The organism is Paenibacillus sp. FSL E2-0177, from assembly GCF_037992975.1.
GTDB classification, from domain to species: domain Bacteria; phylum Bacillota; class Bacilli; order Paenibacillales; family Paenibacillaceae; genus Paenibacillus_AQ; species Paenibacillus_AQ odorifer.
Genome location: NZ_CP150307.1, coordinates 5137431 through 5158915, shown reverse-complemented (window position 1 = coordinate 5158915; position 21485 = coordinate 5137431). Strand labels below are relative to the sequence as shown.

The 21485-nt window shown below is 47.7% G+C and carries 16 protein-coding genes; all 16 read left to right on the top strand.

Annotation, left to right across the window (positions count from 1 at the left end; all coding sequences use genetic code 11):
- Position 1 precedes the first annotated feature (1 nt).
- Positions 2-952 (top strand): ABC transporter permease subunit, encoded by a 951-nt coding sequence (locus MHI25_RS23155; RefSeq protein WP_076130294.1) that lies wholly within the window; start codon positions 2-4, stop codon positions 950-952.
- A gap of 15 nt (positions 953-967) precedes the next feature.
- Positions 968-1837: a carbohydrate ABC transporter permease gene (locus tag MHI25_RS23150; protein ID WP_076130282.1), complete on the top strand. Its 870-nt coding sequence runs from the start codon at positions 968-970 to the stop codon at positions 1835-1837.
- 43 nt (positions 1838-1880) lie between these two features.
- A complete protein-coding gene (locus tag MHI25_RS23145; protein WP_340394419.1) occupies positions 1881-3443 on the top strand; it encodes an extracellular solute-binding protein in 1563 nt (520 codons plus the stop codon).
- A 37-nt stretch (positions 3444-3480) separates the two neighbouring features.
- Positions 3481-4269 carry a glucosamine-6-phosphate deaminase gene (locus MHI25_RS23140; RefSeq protein WP_340394416.1) on the top strand — a complete coding sequence of 263 codons (789 nt, stop codon included), beginning with the start codon at positions 3481-3483 and terminating at the stop codon, positions 4267-4269.
- Positions 4197-5426 carry an amidohydrolase family protein gene (locus MHI25_RS23135; protein ID WP_340394414.1) on the top strand — a complete coding sequence of 410 codons (1230 nt, stop codon included), beginning with the start codon at positions 4197-4199 and terminating at the stop codon, positions 5424-5426. The genes MHI25_RS23140 and MHI25_RS23135 overlap by 73 nt, the downstream gene beginning before the upstream one ends.
- 26 nt (positions 5427-5452) lie before the next feature.
- Positions 5453-7258, top strand: a complete 1806-nt coding sequence (locus MHI25_RS23130; protein ID WP_340010926.1) for a DUF4838 domain-containing protein — start codon at positions 5453-5455, stop codon at positions 7256-7258.
- 167 nt (positions 7259-7425) lie between these two features.
- Entirely contained in the window at positions 7426-9342 is a 1917-nt protein-coding gene (locus MHI25_RS23125; RefSeq protein ID WP_340394412.1) for an S-layer homology domain-containing protein, read from the top strand.
- The gene (locus MHI25_RS23120; RefSeq protein WP_340394411.1) at positions 9336-9566 is read left to right on the top strand and encodes a hypothetical protein; all 231 of its coding nucleotides are present in this window, start codon (positions 9336-9338) and stop codon (positions 9564-9566) included. The genes MHI25_RS23125 and MHI25_RS23120 overlap by 7 nt, the downstream gene beginning before the upstream one ends.
- A gap of 71 nt (positions 9567-9637) precedes the next feature.
- Positions 9638-12568, top strand: a complete 2931-nt coding sequence (locus MHI25_RS23115) for an insulinase family protein (RefSeq protein WP_076279226.1) — start codon at positions 9638-9640, stop codon at positions 12566-12568.
- 155 nt (positions 12569-12723) lie between these two features.
- Positions 12724-13155, top strand: a complete 432-nt coding sequence (locus tag MHI25_RS23110) for a MarR family transcriptional regulator (protein ID WP_036683144.1) — start codon at positions 12724-12726, stop codon at positions 13153-13155.
- A gap of 18 nt (positions 13156-13173) precedes the next feature.
- Positions 13174-14556 (top strand): MATE family efflux transporter, encoded by a 1383-nt coding sequence (locus tag MHI25_RS23105; RefSeq protein WP_340394410.1) that lies wholly within the window; start codon positions 13174-13176, stop codon positions 14554-14556.
- A 190-nt stretch (positions 14557-14746) separates the two neighbouring features.
- Entirely contained in the window at positions 14747-15652 is a 906-nt protein-coding gene (locus MHI25_RS23100) for a sugar ABC transporter permease (RefSeq protein WP_036683142.1), read from the top strand.
- A 63-nt stretch (positions 15653-15715) separates the two neighbouring features.
- Positions 15716-16498, top strand: a complete 783-nt coding sequence (locus MHI25_RS23095) for a carbohydrate ABC transporter permease (RefSeq protein ID WP_052097522.1) — start codon at positions 15716-15718, stop codon at positions 16496-16498.
- Positions 16499-16638: 140 nt separating this feature from the next.
- Positions 16639-18003, top strand: coding sequence for an extracellular solute-binding protein (locus MHI25_RS23090; RefSeq protein WP_076130274.1), 1365 nt, complete (start codon positions 16639-16641; stop codon positions 18001-18003).
- A gap of 104 nt (positions 18004-18107) precedes the next feature.
- On the top strand, positions 18108-19907 hold the full coding sequence (locus MHI25_RS23085; protein WP_076281335.1) for a sensor histidine kinase: 1800 nt from the start codon (positions 18108-18110) through the stop codon (positions 19905-19907).
- A complete protein-coding gene (locus MHI25_RS23080) occupies positions 19882-21480 on the top strand; it encodes a helix-turn-helix domain-containing protein (protein WP_076194771.1) in 1599 nt (532 codons plus the stop codon). Before MHI25_RS23085 ends, MHI25_RS23080 begins: the two co-directional genes overlap by 26 nt.
- The last annotated feature ends 5 nt before the right edge of the window (positions 21481-21485 follow it).

Below are 21485 nucleotides of genomic sequence, written 5' to 3'. Positions count from 1 at the left end.
AATGCGAAAGAAAGTGCACCGGCGACCCCAACGACCTCAACGCCACAAAGCGGGAATCCTTCGAACTTGGAATAAAAACAAGGCGCTCTGGCTGCTGTTCCTGCCGTGCCTGTTGTATTATTTGATCTTCCGCTATGCACCGATGTTTGGATTAGTTATCACTTTCAAGGATTACAATCTTTTTAAAGGGATTTGGGCCAGTGATTGGGTGGGACTCAAATATTACAGGATGTTTATAGAGAATCCCGATTTTTGGCCGCTGATGAAAAACACTTTTCTGCTTGGTTTATATAAGCTGTTTTTTGGCTTCCCGGCACCCATTCTACTGGCGATTCTGCTTAATGAGGTGCGCAAGGCTGCTTTCAAACGAGTTGTGCAGACCGTCAGCTATCTTCCACATTTTATCTCAAATGTCATTGTTGCCAGTATGGTGATCATGTTTTTATCCCCAACCGGAGGGCTGATTAATAATCTGCTTGGTGCCATAGGGATTGGACCGATCAATTTCATGAACGATCCTGGATTGTTCCGCGGTATTTATGTCCTGTCGGAGATCTGGCAGCATATCGGCTGGGAGACCATTATCTACTTGGCCGCGTTGACCGCTATCGACCCGCAGCTGTATGAAGCCGCTGATATGGACGGAGCCAGCCGCATGCGTAAAATATGGCATGTCACCTTGCCCGGCATTTCACCCGCCATCGTGATCACCTTGATTCTTAATATCGGTAAAGTGCTCGAGATTGGCTTCGAGAAGGTGTTCCTGATGCAGAACCCGGCGATCTACGACACAGCGGATATTATCAGTACTTATGTCTATAGGGTGGGTATGGTGCAGGGGAACTTCAGCTATGGCGCTTCTATTGATCTTTTTATGGGCGTGATTAGCTTGATCTTCATCTATACAGCAAATTACATCAGCCGCCGTGTAAGCGAGACAAGTTTATGGTAGAAAAGAGGTGTGGTGATGAGATCACCCCGTTTATCTTGGTTTAATGTCGTGAGCACTTTTATCCTTCTCGTGGTTGTGGTGGTCACGCTTTATCCGTTCCTGCATATGCTCGCTGTCTCTCTCAGTAGTGATGTGCATGTCATGAAGAATACAGTTTCTTTCTGGCCTAAGGGTTTTAACCTGAATATGTATAAGCTTGTACTCGGAGATTCGCAAATCTGGGTGGCTTACAAAAATACACTCATTTACACCGTGCTTGGCACCCTTATCTCGCTGGTGGTCACCTCCACGGGTGCCTATGCACTCTCACGCAGTGATATGGCACTGCGCAAGAGCTTCACCCTGTTGATTGTGGTGACGATGTTTTTCAGCGGAGGGATGATTCCCACGTTCCTCGTGGTTCGCTCCCTGGATCTGGTCGACACCGTATGGGGCATGGTGCTGCCGGGGGCGGTTAGCACTTGGAATCTGATTCTGATGCGGACCTTTTTCTCCGGCATTCCTAAAGAGCTGGAGGAGTCTGGCCGCATCGACGGACTGAATGATATCGGCATATTTATCCGTATTATTGTTCCGCTTTCCAAGGCTTCCTTCGCCACCATAGCGCTCTTTTACGCGGTTGGCATGTGGAATAACTTTATTTACCCGCTGCTCTACCTGCGCTCACCGGATTTGTTCCCGCTGCAAGTTCTGCTGCGCAATCTGGTGCTGGCTGGCAGTGCTAGCTCAGGGGATGTTACTAGCATTGGAGGTGACAACATGGTGATAGAAGAATCGCTGAAGTACGCGACGATTATGGTCTCGACGCTTCCGATTCTGATTGTGTATCCATTTGTACAGAAGTATTTCGTTAAGGGGGCCATGATTGGCGCGGTTAAGGGATAGGCGGGTGGAACCGTCAAAAATTCAGCATAAGGGAGAGATCGTAATGAACAAATGGAAATCTGTACTGCTGCCACTGGTGATTGCAGCAACCGTAGTAACTGGCTGCAGCGGAGGGGGCAATGACACCTCGTCGCAGAGTAATACTCAGGGCAGCAGTACCGCTTCACCTACTGATTCGTCCAAAACGGAAAAAACCTTCACTGCGCTCTTAGACAACAATGCTACGTTCCCTTATTCGAAAAGCTGGCCCATTTGGAGCTGGCTGAAGGAGAAAACCGGTGTCACACTCGAGGTGCAGACCCCTTCAGGGAAGCTTGAAGAGAGCTTGAACCTGGCGATTGCTTCGAAGGCAATGCCGGATCTGATGTATATGCCTAACCGCAAAGAATCGAATAAATTCGGGCAACAGGGTGCGTTGGTGGATTTGATGGAGTATATGGACAAAATGCCGAATCTGACCGCCTGGGTAAAGCAGTATCCAGAGGAAGCGAAGGCTGCACTATCTGCTGATGGCAAAATGTATATGTTCCCGAATCAGGGCTTTGGCGAGACGAACCGCATGATCTGGTTATACCGTAAAGACATTTTTGACAAAGAAGGAATCCAGGCACCAGCCACATATGAGGAGCTGCATACAGCTCTAAAAACCTTGAAGGCGAAATATCCGGACAGCTATCCGCTTTCGATCCGCTACGGACAAATTCCCGATGAAATGAATGCCAATATGACAGTGAATTACGGGACGGGTGAAGGGGCTTATTATGATTTTGATAAAAAAGAGTGGCTTTTTGGACCCACGGAAGATAGTTACAAGGAAATGGTTGGTATGTGGAAAATATTTTATGACGAAGGGCTGATTCCGCCCGACTTTCTATCTCTGCAAACTAAGCAATGGCAGGACATGGTATCCACGGGCAAATCGTTTGTGACCATTGATTACATCAGCCGGATCGATTTTTTTAACAATGCGATGCAGCAGGAAAATCCGGAGTTCAACATGCAGTTTATGGCTCCTCCAGCGGGCATTGCCGGTGGCAAGCAACTGAACCCGTATTTTCATTATATGGAAGGTGGCCTAACCGTGGCTTCAACCTCGAAGAACATCGATGATGTGATGAGTTATATGGACTTTTTCTATTCCGAAGAGGGACGTACGCTCAGCAGCTGGGGCGTGGAGGGTGAGACATATGTGAAGGAAGGCGACACGATCAAGTTCAAACCAGAGTACAACGATGTGATCGAAATGCGGAAGCAGACAGGACTTCAGACTAGCGGAACGTACACCTGGATCGACTTTGGTGCACATCTGTCGTTGTTCTCAGACAATTTGAAGTATGCCTTTGAAGAAGCGACGAAATATGATCCGTCCATGATGCAGCCACGGCCTGCATTTACGGAGAAAGAGAATGAAATTATTGCGATAACCGGCCAGGCGATCCAAAAACACCGCGATGAAAGCTTTGCCAAGTTTGTTACCGGCTCCCGAAAGCTGGCCGACTGGGACAAATATGTGGAGGAGATGAACAATCTCGGCGTGGATAAGCTGCTGGCTACTTATAAGGAAGCTTACGACCGTGTTCAGAACATTCAGTTAAACGGGAATTAATCTGTCTGGTGCCAAGGACAATAGGTGCCCGGAAAGGATGAGCGGGATGAATGACATCATTAAGCCTTTAGAGACACACAGAGTGGAGCAGATGTCCGTTCAGGTTTATGAAGATCGTAACCTGATGGGCGCTGCGGCGGCATCGCAGGTTGCGCAGAAAATTAGAGCTTTGCTTCAAGATTCTGCGCGTCAGGTCCGAATTGTGTTTGCTGCCGCACCTTCGCAAAATGAACTGTACGAGGGGCTGGTGCGGGAGCAGGGGATGGATTGGTCCCGGGTCAATGCTTTTCATATGGATGAATACATTGGCCTTGCGGCTTCGGCTCCCCAGCGTTTCGGCCGTTTTTTGACAGATCGGCTATACAGTCGGGTTAACCCTGGCCGGGTAGAACTGCTGGATGGTCTCGCCGCTGATGTGGTGCAGGAATGCCAGAGATATTCGGCTTTGTTGAGCGAGGCGCCTATTGATATCGTTTGCCTCGGGATCGGGGAAAACGGGCATATCGCGTTTAATGATCCGCCAGTCGCTAATTTTACCGACCCGCAGCTGGTCAAAGCGGTCGAACTGGAGGAAGCCTGCCGCCGCCAGCAAGTGAATGACGGTTGTTTTACCTCGCTGGACGAGGTGCCAACCCATGCGCTGACGCTTACGGTACCAGCCTTGCTGGCTGGCCGTCACCTGTACGGAATTGTACCGGGAGTGTCCAAACGCAAGGCTTTACAGGCGGCACTTCATGATTCGATCAGCACGGCATGTCCAGCTACTATTCTGCGCACCCATCCGGAGATCACGATGTTCACGGATCGGGCTGCCTTCGGCCTATGAACGCGCCAATTAAGGGAAAGCACTATAAAACTGGGCGGCCGGTTGAGGTAAGTGTCGAGCAGGGGCGAATCACTTCGGTCACCGAACTTGCGGAGAGTCCAGCCAGGGCCGATTGGCCCTGGCTGGCACCCGGGTTGGTGGATCTGCAAGTGAACGGGGGCTGGGGGCTGGATCTCAACACGCTGCCTTTACAGCCTGCAACGGTATTGGAACTGTCCCGACTTTTGCTAGGAAACGGGGTAACCAGTTATTGTCCAACTCTGATTACTAATGGCAAAGAAGCGCTGGCTCAAGCGGTCTCCGCCATTGCGGAAGCCGCTTCGCTGTATCCGGAAGCTGCTGGGGGGATTGTAGGAATTCATCTGGAAGGTCCTTTTCTGTCACCAGAAGAGGGTCCACGCGGCGCCCATCCAAGGGAACATATTGGCCCGCCGGATTGGGATATGTTATGCCGCTGGCAAGAAGCGGCTGAAGGGCTTATCCGTATCCTCACCGTCTCCCCGGAATGGGCAAACGCCGCTGCATTTATCGCCCGGTGCAGTGAATCAGGCATCCTTGTTTCCATAGGGCATACAGCAGCTTCCCCCGAGCAGATTAGGGAGGCGGTTGCCGCAGGAGCGGTGATGTCTACGCATCTCGGCAATGGCACACATCTGACGCTGCCCCGTCATCCCAACTATTTGTGGGAGCAGCTGGCGGCGGATGAACTATACGGCTGTATGATTGCAGATGGCCAACATTTACCACCCGCTCTGTTGAAAGTAATCCTACGGATGAAGCGCAGCCGCACCATCTTGGTCAGCGATGCTGTATCACTGAGCGGAATGCCGCCGGGAACTTATCACCTGCACATTGGTGGGGAGGTTGTATTAACAGCAGAAGGGCGGCTGCATCTGGCTGGCAATCAGCAGCTGCTTGCAGGTTCCGCCATGATGCTTCCAGATCAGGTGGCCTATCTTGCGGAGGCTGGATTAGCCCGGCTGGATGAAGCCTGGGATTGTGCTTCTGCTCATCCGGCTACTTTGCTGGGGCTGGAGCAGGCGGCAGGGCTTAGGGCTGGAGCACCTGCCGATCTCGTGAGCTTCTGCTATGACGACAGGACACTTACCGTGCTGGAATGCTGGAAAAAGGGTCATAGCAAGGCTTGCAGTAATTAATTACAGCAAAGATTAGGAGGAGAACGATGCAGAGCTTGATACCGCAACCGAAGCAGATCCAAGTGAAAGAGGGCGAAGCTTTTGAGTTCAGCGAGGATGTAAGCCTGAGCCTCTACATGGAGCAGCATGATCCGAGACTAGTGGTTCATTGCCGCCGCTCGTTTCCGGAGCTGGAATGTACACATGTTATCTCGGGAAAAGGATATTCACTTATTCTTCAGAGTCTCTCGCAGCCAGAAACGAAAGGAGCACAGCCAGATGAAGTGGATCTGAAATTGCTTAACGGCCGGGCGGAAGGGTACAGGCTGGAGGTGTCGGAGCGCCGGGTGGTAATCCGTGCACTGGATGCGCCGGGTCTGTTTTACGGGCTACAAACGTTACTACAACTGCTTAAGTCAGTAGGGGAAGTTCCTGCTGTGTCTATCACGGACTGGCCTGACACTACCTTGCGGGTGATGAACTTTGATCTTCGCCAGACATTTTCCAAGCCAGAGCTGCTGCTATCGTATTTGGCGGATTTTGCCCGGTATAAAACGAATGCAGTTCTGATTGAATACGAAGATAAATTCCCGTTCCAGAAGTACCCGGAATTCGTGCATCCTCAGCATTCGTTAAGCCTCACACAGCTAGAGGAACTGAAACGTACAGCCCATGAATATTTTATTGAGATCATTCCGCTGCAGCAGAGTTTCGGGCATCTGGAGTATGTACTCCGCCACGACGCTTGGCGGCACTTGCGCGAAACGGAGTTATCCCTCGGGGAGATCTGTCCATCGCATCCGGAATCCTTCGAGCTGATTACCGATCTGTTACAGGAGATGATGGATGCTCATCCGGATTCCCGTTATATTCACCTCGGCTGCGACGAGGTGTACAGCTTATGTGAATGCGAACGCTGTAAAACGTTGTTCGGAGGGGTACGGGAGCGGGCTTTTATCGCTTTTTTGAACACTTTGATTGAATTTACAGCCAGCCGTGGTAAAAAAGTGATTTTCTGGCATGACATGCTGGACAAATGCCCGCCGGAGGAACTGGCAAAGCTGGATAAGCGGAGTGCAGCGATGATCTGGATATACAACGGACGTAATATTGAAGCTGAGGTTTCTTCTCTTGCGGATAAATTCAGGTCACTAGGCATCGAGGTTATGGGAGCACCGGCGGTTCGCAGCTTTGACTGGGCTGAACATCAGAATTATCCGGTACTATTGAACCGGACGGATAATCTGCTCCAATGGGCGGAGACAGCGGATAAGCTGGACCTCGGTTGCATCGTCGCCACGAACTGGACAGGGCCGTTCAGCCTTGGTGTTCCTTATGGGATCTTTGAAACGACGTGGTATCCGATGCTGCTGCACGCCGATTTGGCCTGGAACCGTAAAGCGGACTCAGCAACATTTATCGATCGATTCATGGAGCAGTTTCATGGCATCGGTCCTAGAACAGGTCACGCTCAGCTCGGGAATTATCAGCTGGAAGATTATTATGATGTTATCTGGAAGCTGTTGGACAAGGTGAAGGATCATAAGGATGAAGCAGAGCTGATTGCCATTATGCATGATTTTGAAGCGGCGACGGACCGTTCGCGGGCGATCCACAAATATGTCTACCGCTGGGAGCTCTATCCGGGAGACGAAGCGGAAAGGCACTCGCTGCTGAACAATTACATGCGAAATCGCCGCGGACGTGAGAACGTTTTGCCTCGCATGAAAGCGGCTTTGGAGCGTTACCAGCCATCCGATATGGCGGAGCATTTTGTGAAATCCCGCTTCTATCTTCACGATTATCTGGAGCGGACATTATACCGTGAGCTGGGGTTTGCTCAGGTAGAATAAGAGTTTTGAAAAGATCGTAGGGCTATCGTGTAAGCGGGTAGCAGTGCGGTCTTTTTTTAATTCATAGCTGGATGAAGCTACATATTACAACATATTCAGGAACTAAATCCCAGTTTGCAGCGTCTAACTTATAAAGTTCTAGCAAACTACATTGGAGGAGAATGAATATGAGAGCTACACCCATAAACCGGACTATAAGGAAGGTTACACTTACCGCATTATGTATTTTGCTTGTATTGCTGAGTGGCAGGGTAATGGCGGAGCCGTCTCCGGCACAAAAGACAACCGCGGTATTCACAGCGGAGATGCAGAGTGCCTTGGAAGGGGCACAGAATGTGCTGCTGACGATACAGCCATTCCCGGACGAAGCAGCCGTAGGTTTCTTCAAGAATGGGCGCAGTCTGCCCAAGGGATATCTGGAGCAGACTGCCGATAAGATTCTGGAACAGCGGGGCAAGTTCACCAAGGTGGCAGAGCTAACTCGAACAGCGCTGGCTTACAGTGCTGCGGGGGGCAACATCAACAACATCGCTGGTATTGATCTTTATCCATTCCTGATGAATCATGACGGAATTGATTCGGAAGGGGCAGCAGCGGTAGCAGCCGCCTATATTACCTCGAAGAATTCCATTTCAAATTCATTGGAGCGGACAAACCGTTACCCCGATTTGTTGTTTTATCAGCTGCTTGATATGCAGCTAGCGGACGGCAGCTGGCCGCTGGCCGGGCAGAAGCAAGGAGATCTGGTAGCTACTGCCTGGGTACTAACCGCACTTGCTTCGGAAGTGAGTTCAGAACAAACAGCGCAGCCGATCGAGAAGGCTTTGTTGTGGCTTAAGAGCAAGCAGCAGCTAGACGGAGGGTTCGATGGTAAAACTGCGACGACAGCGCAGGTGATTGTTGCTTTATCCTCGCAGGGAGTCGATGCAGCAGATTTCACCAAGGAAGGCGGAGCCTCGCTGCTGGACCATTTGCTGGCGCGGAAGCTCCCGGGTGGCGGCTTTACACAGACAGCAGGCGGAGGAAACGATAGTCCCGCAACTGTGCAAGCCTATCTTGCCCTGACTTCCTATAAGCTGCTGTCCAAGCAGGCTGGCATGCTGTATAGCGGACTGCATCATGCTGGACTTGACCGGGCAACAATTCAGGTCGAAGGACCCGGTGGCACCGTTGCCGGGGGGCATATTGTTGGCGGAGATGCTGTGAAGGCAGCGGCAGCTTTTTTACAGGCGAAGGGTCTGGCGTATAAGCTGAATGCGGATGCAGCTAAACCGGCCTTCACAGCTATCGAGGGGATTCAGAACGGGCGATACAATGGACGCGGAGAATGGAAGATTGCTGTATTCAGCGGGGGCAGTGCATGGATGTATCCTGAGAATAGCCCGTACAGACTGACGATAGGCAATGGGGATCAGCTGCTTGTTTACTACGCGGACGATACAGAACTGCTTGACCGGATGGAAGTGAAATGGAAAGATAAAAACGGCCAGGAAATGGGTGGATACGCAAGCGCCAATATGCCGTTTTCCCTCCATATCACCAAGTCAAACGGTCAGCTGGGCGGTCTTCCGGCTTTCGGCGCTACTGTGACACTTCAAGGAAAAAGCGTAGTGGCTGACAGCACGGGAAAGGTGTCATTTGCCGGCATGAAGCCCGGTGTCTATCCTGTGCAAGTCACCAAATACCGTAAAGATGCCGCTCCAGCACTTTCCAAACGGACGTTTGCGCTGCATGTCTCTTCCCCGGAATTGGCCAGCTTTACGGATGCCAATAAAGTCGCAGCTTGGGCACGTTTGGATATCGCAACAGCGCTCAGCAGCGGATATATTCAGGGCGTGAGTGCCAGCGGAAATGTGCTGGCTCCTAAGCAGAAGCTGACCCGGGCTGAATTTCTGACCCTGCTGCTGCGGCTATTGCATGAGTTCCCCGATGCCAAGGCCACTTCTAGCTTTAAGGATGTTCCGGCGGACAAATGGTACAGCCGTACCATCGCCAAGGCTGAGAGCTGGGCATTATCAGCTCTCCAACCGGTAAGTTCGAGCCGGACCGCGGTATTACGCGGGAAGAAGCGGCGGTTATGGTAACCAAAGCCGCCCGGTTGTCTACGTACGGCAGCCCGGACCGTGTGAAGTTTGCCGATACTTCCAGTTTGTCAGAGGCGAGCCGCCAGGCGATTCAGGCCGTGAATGAACATGAAGTAATGACCGGCAGCGGGGGCCGCTTCGATCCAAAGCAGATTCTGGTGCGTGAGCAGGCAGCGGCAATTTTAGTCAGACTGCAGAAATTAATCCCGGAAGCCTTCTATTAATGGAATAAACGTCCAGGGATATGATAAGCTTCAGATAGAGTTATCACATCCAGTGCAGAGGAGGCAAATCTATGAGCCGCTTGATCACAGGCAATATATATTATGGATTTCAGGTCGTTAATGAGGAATTTATCCGGGAGATCGATTCCGCCGTATTCACGATGGAACATCTGAAGAGCGGCGCCAGGCTGCTTTTCGTGCAGAATCAGGATGACAACAAGGTATTCAGCGTGAGCTTCAGGACCCCGCCTGAAGATAGTACAGGGGTCTTTCATATTTTGGAGCATTCTGTATTATGTGGTTCGGAGAAATATCCGGTGAAGGAACCTTTTGTAGAATTGCTAAAGGGTTCGATGCAGACATTCCTGAACGCATTTACGTTTGGGGATAAGACGATGTATCCGGTGGCGAGCCGGAATGAGCAGGATTTCTCCAATCTGATGGAGGTCTACCTGGATAGTGTTTTTCAGCCGAATATTTATAAGCAAAAGGAGATTTTTGAGCAAGAGGGCTGGCATTACGAGCTTCAGCAAACAGAAGCTGAGCTGATCTATAAAGGCGTGGTTTACAACGAGATGAAGGGTTCCTATTCCTCGCCGTTTACGGTACTGATGGACAGGATCAAAAAGTCGTTGTATCCAGACACGATTTACCGTCATTCTTCAGGTGGAGATCCGCAGGAGATTCCTGCGCTTACGTATGAGCAATTTCTTGAGGCGCACAGCAATTATTATCATCCGTCCAACAGTTATTTTTATCTGTACGGAGACGTCTCTATTGAAGAGAAGCTGCAATTTATAGACCAGGAATACCTTAGCCGTTATGAAAAAAACAGCTTTGATACCTCCATTCCCCTACAACAGCCTACCGGAATGACGGAGCTGGTAGCGGATTATCCGATTCTGGAAGCAGAAACGGCCGACGACAAAACTTATTTGAGTCTGAACTATGTAATTGGAACCTCTACGGATCGGGAACTGAATCTGGCTTTTGATATTTTGAAAAGCATGCTGATGGACAGCAATGCAGCTCCGCTTAAGCAAGCCCTGCTGGAAAGCGGTCTGGGTAAAGATGCCTTTGCTTTTTATTCCGACAGTATGGTTCAGCCGCTGCTTGGCATTACCCTGACACATTCGAACGCCTCCGCCAAAGATGCCTTCGTGGAGCTGGTGAAGACCACATTAAGCAGCTTGGTTAAGAACGGGCTGGATGAGAAGCTGGTGCTGGCGGCGGTCAACAGCAAGGAATTTGAGCTGCGGGAAGCGGACTTTAGCCGATATCCAAAGGGACTTACTTACAATATCGAAGTGATGAAGTCCTGGCTCTATGACGGTCAGCCGTCTACTCATATGCTTTATGAAGAGGTATTCACTACCATTCGGGAAAAGATAACGGATCGTTATTTTGAGAAGCTGATTGAGGTCTACTTACTGAACAGTGATCATTGCAGTCTGGTGGTGCTGAACCCGTCCAAGACGATTGCAGCCGACAAGGAAGCGAGCACCCAGCGTCAATTAAGTGAATACAAATCATCACAGCAACCAGACCAGCTGGAGCAGCTTGTGCAGAGTACACAGCATCTTCTGGCGCGGCAAGGTCGTGCAGATGCAACCGAGGATTTGCAGAAGCTGCCAAGTTTATCTCTACAGGACATTAACCGCAGTGCTGAACCTCAGGTGCCATCCCATGAATATAACCTTGAGGGTCTAAAGCTGATCCACCATGACGTATCTACTCAAAAGATTGCGTACTGCAAGTTTTATTGGGATACGAGTGTTGTGGCTCCTGAGCAAATTCCTTATCTTGTGCTGCTGGCAGAGGTATTGGGCCAAATGGAGACAGCTTCTTACAGCATTGAAGAGCTCACTAGTGAAATTGGGATCAAAACCGGAGGCATTCATTTCAAAAATGAGATCTTTGGCGCTGCAAAAGATACTGGGGCCAGTTATCAGCCTAAATTCACTGCGCAGGTTAAGGTGATGGCGGGGCATATTGGCGAATCGCTGGATCTGCTGCGTGAGATGCTCTATACCAGCGCGCTCGATAACTTGACGAAGCTACAGGAAATCGTCCGGCGGGAAGCCTCACAGATGGAATCCGTCCTGAATCAAAAAGGTAATGAAATCGCGGCCAGCCGCCTGATGTCTTATTTTTCGGACATGGGAGCGTATCAGGAACAACAGGGTGGCGTGGCCTATTACCGCTTTATCCGTGAGCTTGCCGAGAAGATCGATCAGCAGGGAGCTGAGGTGGCAGACACGCTGAAGGATATCTGTACGGTTTTATTCAATAAACAGAATTTAATCATCAGCGTGACGGGTACCCCTGATTTGTATGAAGAATTCGCCGCTAATGTAGCGAAGCTGGATATTCAGGATCGGCCAGTGGTGAATAAACCTAAGATTACGGCGCAGGGGCATGCGGATAATGAAGGTTTTATGTCTTCCAGCCAGGTGCAATATGTGGTTAAAGGCTACGACTTCAACAAGCTAGGATTTACGTATTCCGGCAAAATGCAGGTGCTCAAAAAAATCATGAGCCTCACCTATCTGTGGAATGCCGTGCGCGTGAAGGGCGGAGCTTATGGCGGCAGCCTGATGCTGCGCAGAGATGGGATATTGATGTTCACTTCCTACCGTGATCCCAATTTGCAGGAGACGCTGGAGGTTTATGATCAGGCGTACCGATTCACCGAAGGATATGAAGCGGATGCCGACGAGATGACCAAAGCAATTATCGGCACCCTGTCCATGTTGGACCAGCCGCTGAGCCCAAGCGCTCAGGGACGGCGGGCGGACCGGCATTATTTTGAACAGGTAACCGGGGCCGAGCTGCAGCAGGAACGGGATGAAATCTTGTCGACCACACCGGAAGACATCAGACAGTATGCCGATTTGCTTAAGGCTGTGACGGAACAAAATTATTTCACAGTTGTCGGCAATGAATCCAAGCTGAAATCAACAAAAGTCTTATTTGGAAACCTAGAAGAACTTGTGATGTAATTCTCTCTATAAACTCCTCTTCAGTACCTGTCTACTCGACAAGTGCTGGAGAGGAGTTTTTGTATTTAGTTAGAACCTTGACAGTTAGAGTTCTATCTATTATGATAATGATGTTACTTAGAGTTCTAACTAATCCGCAAGAGGAGGAAATAACAATGAACAAACCCGTGGTAGACACACCATTTTCTAATTTAATACGAGAGATTGGGATAAAAATAAAAGGTACAGCTGACACCAGGTTAAATGAGTTAGGTCTGAACTCACAACAAGGCCGCATGATCGGCTATATTTTTGAGAATCAAGCAGAAGGGGTTATTCAGAAGGATTTAGCGGAGGTCTTTAACAGGAAGGGGGCGAGCATTACCAGTATGCTTCAGGGGTTGGAGAAGAAAGGGTATATCCAGCGTGTCACTCCTGAAAATGATGAACGTCAAAAGAGTATTTTTGTATTGGAAAAAGGTGCTCTTTTAGTGGAAGAGTTCAATGAGATTTTCTCTGAGGTAGAAGCAAGCATTACTAAGGCGCTTAGTCCGGAAGAAACTGCAACCCTAAAGTCTTTACTTCAAAAAGTTAGTTCAAGTTTATAAACGTTCGGAGGTTCACTTATGACAAATGAGTTGTCAAATCAATATTATTTAGAGTCGGCGCCCATGAAAAAAGCGATCGCTCATTTATCGATTCCCATGATGATTGGGATGTCTGTGGGTACTATTTATAATGTAATCAATGCTTACTTCATCGGCTTATTACACAATACCAGTATGCTGACCGCAATCACGCTGGGCCTGCCTATTTTTACCGTTTTAATGGCTTTTGGAAATGTGCTGGGGGTAGGCGGAGGAACATTTATAACTCGCTTGGCGGGGCAAAAAGAGACGAAAAAAGGGAAAAAGGTTGCCGGATATACTTTTTACGGGAGTATTGTAGTGGGGCTTCTTATCGCGCTCATCGCTTGGTTAGCTATTAATCCGATCACGCGAATGCTTGGTGCAGATGCTGCTACCTTAGACTTTACGAAGTCTTATGTGCTCACTCTTTTTGCAGGCGGATTTGCTGTTGTGCTTAATTTTGCTTTGGAACAACTGGTCCGTTCGGAAGGTGCCTCGAAGGAATCGATGTATGGTATTTTTATCAGTACGGCTTTAAGTTTGATTTTTGATCCTTTATTTATTCTCGTGCTGAATTGGCATGTTGCCGGAGCTGCTTTGGCTATGGTTTTAGCAAATTTGGGCTCTGCCATTTATTATATTTACTTTTTGGAAACGAAAAGTGAGCATTTAAGAGGATTTTTGAAGCATTTCAAGATATCTGTACGAGATCAGCTTGAGGTTTATAAAATAGGTACAGCCGAGCTATTGCAAGCCAGTTTTTTAATTGTCAGCACGCTTTTGTTAAATAACTATTCCATTCAATATGGGGAGAGTGTGGTCGCCGGATTTGGTGTGGCTTTAAGAATTGTGCAGATTCCAGAATTTCTATCGATGGGTTTATTTTTGGGATTGATTCCGCTATTTGCTTTTAACTTTGCTAGTAAAAATACGGAGAGACTTAAATCCAGCATCAAATACGCTTTTGCATATATAGGCGGCATTGCAGTTGTTTTTGTAAGTCTAGTATATGTGTTTAGAGGAACGATTCTTCATTGGTTCTCAGGCGATCCTTCTGTGTTAAGCATGGGAACTTATATTTTGGCAGCTATGCTGATCTCCGCTTTATTTAATGGATTTACCGGATTATTTATGAGCATTTTTCAAGCAACAGGGCAAGGCACACCCACTACTATTATGGCGATAAGCCAAGGTGTATTATTTATACCGATGATTATCGTATTGCATTCTATTTTTGGCCTGCATGGTGTGATTTGGTCGATGACTGTGACTGAGGTAATAACGAGTGTGATGGGTGTGGTTTTGTTTATGATTTTTCGGAAAAAGCTGAATAGTGCGGGCGTTGATGGAAAAGGGACTGTAGAGGTTACGCCGGTATAACGCGATTGCTTTATGTAAAACTCAATATGGATTTTGTTTACTGCGGGAGCTTGGCTCGCGCTTTTTTTGCGTTGTGCAAAAGAATTCATAACTAAAGGATCGGTAAAATTCGTTCCAAAATGAACAATTCTAGTTCTTATGAAGACTGCTTACTTTTTCTACAATTATGGATAAGTAAAGGAGGAGAACTATGATACGCAAAAAAAGGTTTCATCTTAACATGGACACACGCGAAGCGATGGCGGGATATCTATTCGTTGCTCCGCTTATGCTTGGGCTGATCATCTTGACGTTGATCCCGGTGCTGGGCTCACTGCTGTTAAGCTTCACGGACTGGAACTTTGTGGCTGGGTTAGGGGGGATTAAGTTCGCGGGCGTGGATAATTTCATCAGGCTGTTTCATGATGATGCTTTTATGAAAAGCTTGCTGAACAATTTGCTCTTTATTATCACAGTACCGGTTACGATCATCGTTGCCCTGCTGCTGGCTATCCTGATTGATAAACAGGTTTTTCTGAAGGATTTGTTTAAAGTGATTTATTTCCTTCCGTACATTTCCAGTGTAGTTGCCATCGCTATGGTTTGGCAGGTTATGTTTCACCCTTCACTGGGACCCGTCAATCAATTCCTGATGTCACTGGGGTGGAACAACCCACCCAAATGGTTAGCGGATATCCATTATGCTCTGCCGTCGCTGATGTTGATTCAAGTCTGGATTCAGCTCGGTTACAACATTATTATTTTTATTGCAGGTTTACAGAGTATTCCTAAGGATCTTTATGAAGCGGCTGATATTGATGGTGCCAACGTCTGGCGCAAATTCCGCAACATCACGGTTCCCTGCATTTCGCCAACTACCTTTTTCCTGCTGGTAACAGGGGTTATCGGCTCATTTAAAATCTTTGATCTGATACAAGTATTGACCCAGGGTGGACCGGCTAACTCCACGACCGTTATCGTCTACGAGTTATATGATACAGCCTTCAATCAGCTGAAGACGGGTTACGCCTCTAGCATGGCACTCGTTCTGTTCCTTATTTGCCTGATCATTACAGCCTTGCAGATGTTGGCGCAAAAAAAATGGGTCAACTATTAAAGGCGGAAAGGAGAAATTACAGTGAAAAAAGAGCTTTTATCCAGAACCTTCTGGACCATCGCCATGGGACTGCTAGGTATCGCATTTCTTTTACCGTTCCTATGGATGTTATCCACTTCCTTTAAGCTGGAGAAAGATGTGTTTAACTTTCCGATTCAATGGTTGCCACAGCAGTGGAACCTCATTGAAAATTATAAACAGGTGTGGTCGGGTGACTTTGCTCGCTATTATGGAAATTCCATTTATATTACGCTGGCTACGACTATAATTAATGTGCTGATATGCGCACTTGCTGCTTATGGGTTCTCCAAGCTGCGTTTTCCGGGCAGGGATGCGATGTTTATAGTTGTATTGGCACTTTATATGGTTCCTCCGCAGGCATCGTTGGTTCCACAGTTTCTACTGTTTAACTGGCTGAATTTGATTGACACACATTTGGGATTAATCCTGATTAACAGCTTTAGTATTATTGGAGCGTTTATGCTCAAGCAATTTTTTATGGGGGTAAACAACGAGTATCTTGAATCGGCGCGGATGGATGGAGCAGGGCATTTTCGCTCTTTTCTACAGATTGCCTTTCCGCTGATCCGTCCCGCTGTAGCTACTTATGCTATTTTGCGCTTTATTTGGACCTGGAACGACTATCAATATCCACTCATTTTTTTGAAATCCAAGGAGCTGTTCACGATTCAGCTGGGGATCCGGTTGTTCGGGGACCAATACGGGGATGTCTATTCACTCATGATGGCTGGTGCGGTATCTGCAATCCTGCCGTTGCTGATCATTTTTGCACTCGGACAGAAGCAGGTTATTGAGGGAATTGCCCTCGGAGGTGTGAAAGGATAATAAAAGTCAAAATAGTTTCTCTTCGGTAGAATATGAGAACTTTCCTCGTCAATCCTGCATGTTAGGATATTCTTGTAAGCAGTTACATAGTCACTGGTTGTTAAGCAAGTGATGCCCAACACATTTATAGGAGGGTCTAAATGAAAAAGAAATTATTATCTGCATTCATCATCACATCGATGGCGTTATCATTGGCCGCTTGCGGCGGAAATGCGAAAACCAATAATGCAGGAGCGACTAATGCACCCGATGCTGGTGGAAATTCAAAGCCTGCAGCAGAGAAGGTTACCCTGAAGCTGAGCACCTGGCAGACAGAAGCCAAAGCGAAATGGAGCACGATTATCGCGGAGTTTGAGAAGACGCATCCCGATATTCATGTGGAAGTAGATTTGCTGAACGAAAAAGGTGATTCGGTTGCCTCTATGCAGAAGCTGGATTTGATGGCGGCTGCGAGCGATCCGCTGGATATTGTCGAACTGCCTTATACCAACTATTCACAGCGTGCAGATATCGGTTTGTTGGAACCGATGGATGACTATATTCAGAAGGAAGGTTATAAACTCGCAGATGAATATCTGGTGGACACTACGGTCAATGGCAAAATCTATGCATTACCGTCTTCCATGCAGCGCTGGTTCGTGCTCCTTAACAAAGAAATGTTAGATGAGGCGGGCCTTCCGGTTCCGACCGACTGGACATGGGCGGATTTCGAAGAGTATGCCAAGAAATTGACCAAGGGTGAGGGCGCAACGAAACGTTTTGGCGCGTATCTGCATAATTGGCCGGATTATTTCCAGCTCCAGCTGATGAGCAAGTCTACGGATAATACTTTTCTAAAAGCTGATGGAACCTCCAATGCACTTGACCCGCAATTTAAGGCTAATCTGCAGATGATGAAGAAAATGATGTACGAAGATAAGAGTGCCACTCCTTATGAGGATATTATTTCGCAAAAACTAGCCTACCGGAATCAGTATTTTAACGGTTTAGCAGCGATGCTTCCGATGGGCGACTGGATGGTTGCGGAATCGGGTGGAACGGATGCCATTCCGGCAACCTTTGTTACCGCGTTTGCGCCGATCCCCCGTCTTGACAGTGAGAGCAAACATTACTCACCCGTACAGCCGACCTACATGGGAATAGCCGCTAAATCCAAGCATAAGGAGGCTGCCTATACCTTTGTGCGCTGGTATACCTCAGAAGGACTGGAAATCGGTGGACGCGTTTTCTCTGGCTGGGCCAAATCGGATACGAATAAATTAGTGGATACAATTGTGAGTGGTTCTAAGGATTCCTCTAAGATTGATGTCGATTCTCTGAAATATACGATGGAGAACTCGACACCTGGTGCAACGCAGGTTCCGGCTAAATATGCGGATGAAGCTAAGAACAACGTTATTCCAGAAGCGGAGATGTATCTCCTTGGTCAACAGGATCTGGATGTCACAGTTGCCAATATCGATAAAAAAATAACGGAAGTTGTTCAGAACAATAGCGGAAAGTAAGCGGAGGCTGATTGTACGCTTTTCAAAGGGGGCTTATAATGTGGGGGCAGGAAAGCATTTCTGCCTCCTGCTCCAAATTCAAACAGATGTGGGGCCTGTAATCCGTGTTTAGAAAGCATCAATCCCTCCGTAAGAAACTTGTCTGGTCATCGCTGATCTGCGTGCTGATCCCGCTTGTCTGCATTTACATGGTTACTGATTATTTGACCCGGGATCTCATTCTGGAGAAAGCGGTTGGTAGCGCAAGAGAATCTTTAAATGCAGCCAGCGCCAATATGAATGCCATATTTGAACAGACACTGGAACAGTCCAACTTTGTGCTCCAGAACAGCGAGATCAGGCAGATGATGTCTGCCGATTCAGAGTCGCTCCGTGCACCAAAGCAGATCATTCAGTATAACCGTATGTCGCGGATGCTGGATGATATGTTTGTTTTAACAGAATATTTGAAGGTGACGTTAATCGGAAAAAATGGTTTGATTTATACCAGCTATCCTTACAGTGACTTTAACCCGAAAAATTTCTACAACAAAAATTGGACATCGTTGCTGAAACAAATTCAACCCATTTCGACTTATTGGAGAGCGGAGCACGATACGTACTACAATTATTCTGATAAAGGCTCAGCTGATTGGGTAACCATTGCGAGGCCGATTCAATCGACCTCCAGCAGTACCATCGGATATTTAATTATTAATATCAATGAGCGTAAGCTCCGTCCTTATCTAAATAACGATAATGATAAAGAGATGATGCTTTTGGATGACAAGGGAACTGTAGTTTCCCATGCTGACAAGACCCGAATCGGAGAGACGATGACGTGGTTGAAAATGGATGGCGAGCTTGACACTGTGGAAATCGACGGAGAGAAGTTTTTATATGTTGATCAGGAGCTGAGCAGTAACAAATGGCGGATGGTCAGCATTATCCCGCTGAAGGCAGCCTTGTCGAAAAATAAGCAGATTTTATTTATCAGCCTGGCGGTGCAGATTCTTTTTTTTACCTTGTTTTCCGTTCTCTTAACCGTTCTAATCTCAAAGCTGACTCAGCCAATCGTAAAATTAAGCGCTTTTGTAAAGCGAATAGGTCGTGGTCAGTTGGATGAACGTTCGTTCATTCGAGGGAATAATGAGGCAGCACAGCTCGCCCGCACCATTGACCAGATGCTGGATCGGATCGAGTCTATGATTGAACAAATCACTTATGAACAGACGGGAAAAAGAAAAGCCGAACTAGAGATGCTGCAAGCGCAGATCAATCCACATTTTATGTTTAATCTGCTGAATTCGATTCGCTTAAATATCCTGATGCAAGGCGATCGGGAGAATGCTGAGTTGATTGGTTCGCTGTCGTCTTTGCTCCGGATGACCTTTAACAGGGACAATGAGTTTATCCCGCTTCGTGAGGAGACAGATACGATATCGCATTATGTCACTTTAATGAATTTCCGCCATGCCAATCAGGTCAGGCTGGAAATGAATTTAGCGGACGGTAGCGCTGAAGCACTGGTGCCTCGATTTATGATTCAACCCATGATCGAGAATGCCATCATCCATGGCTTCGAGCAGTTTGGTGGCGAGATTTTTATTGAAGCTCGTATTGTTGCAACTACGGGAAGCTTGGTTATCACCATTAAGGATAATGGGATCGGGATGTCGCCGGAAACTTTAACAAGACTTCGTGAAACCGCATACAGCAGCGAACAAATTACAGAGGAGGACAGAAAAGGGTTCTCCGGCATAGGTTTACGCAATGTGGCCCAACGCCTCAGTATGATTTATGGCGCTTCTTTTAAGCTGAATATTCAAAGTGAACCTGATGTGGGCACAGAGATTTGTCTGGAGTTTCCTCTGGATTACGGAAAGGTGGGTGTGGAGAATGCTGACGGCAATATTGGTGGATGATGACTATCCGGTTATCCGTTATTTGTCGCAGGCCGTACCTTGGAGTGAGCTCGGTATTGAACTCATCGGATGTTATTATAGCGGTCTCGAGGCTTGGGAAAAAGCACAGCAGAGTCCACCAGATCTTATTATTACCGATATTGGCATGCCCAAGATGAACGGGCTGGAGATGCTGGAGCTATTCAGAGCTGTGCAGCCCGGAATCCGTGCGATTATTCTCTCCTGCCACAACGAATTCAAATACGCCCAGCAAGCGCTGAAATTAAACGTAGGAGAATATATTTTAAAAGAATCACTGGATATTGAGCAGTTACAGCAAGCGATTAGCACCCTTGTGGCGGAAGTGGGACTGAATAGGCAGCAGCATACAGAGATGCTGGTTTATAAGCAAAAGCAGTCTCAAAATCGCGCCGCGCTGAAGGAAAAGTTTCTAAAAGATACCTTGTATCAATCCTGGGATAAGGGGGCTTGGATCGAGCAGGCCCGATCAAACGGAATTATGATCCATGCCAAAAACTATATCCCGCTGGTTATTGTAATTGATCGTCCAGAGGAAGCTTCAAGGGTGCGCCGGATGAGTGAATATACGATTTCTTTTGCGGTTGAGAATATTATGCAGGAAGTGCTTGAGGCTGATCACAGTCTGTTTATTTCGAGATACAGCCATAAGGAGATTGTCATTCTCTTTTGCAGCGACCAGCCTTCCAAAGATCACCAGGCTATCTATCACTCCATTCAAAATGCAGCCTCTGCGGTTCAAAAATATCTTAAACTCTCTGTCTCTTGCTTATTTGGCGCTGAGGCGCGCAGTCCTGAGGAAATTCGCGGAACATTGCAGCGGATGCTGAGGGAGAAAATACAGCGCTTTTATCTCCCTGCGGCGGGAATCCACCGTTTTGAAGAAGTCTGCTTTTCCGGAGAAGATATTTATGCTGAATATGGAACCTTGTACGCTGTTATCAATGATGATATTGCCTTGAACAGGAACACGGAGCTTCGCGTTCATGTAAAGGAATGGAGGGAATGGGTGGCCTCGCAAAAATTCCATCCGAATGAAGTCAAGGAATGTGTGCTTCGCTTGCTGATGGACTTGCAGATGAAGACGAAACAGCTTCTGCAATCTCCATTGCCTATAACCGAAGAAAAGCTATTTAGCGTGGTTGGTGACATTGAAACTCTGGAGCATTTGGAACAATGGCTGGTGCAGTATTTGGAGGAATTAGCGCGGAAAATAAGTATGTTCTCCATCAAGTCTAAACGGAGTGAGGTCATCAAAGCCCAGCAGTTCGTGATTAGTCATGTGACGGAGAAAATAACGCTGGAGGACATGGCAGGCCGCCTTAACTTAAATGCCAGTTATTTCAGCCGCTTATTCAAACGGGAAACAAACCAGAACTTCATCGAATATGTAAATATGCTAAAGCTTCAGAAGGCAAAGGAGCTGCTTAACCAATCTGAAAAGACAGTGGAAGAGATCTCCGAGTATCTGGGATATGCCAACAAAAGTTATTTCATCAAGCTGTTTAAACGGGAAATGGGCATGAGGCCTAGTGAATATGCCGCTTGGCATTGAGTGTG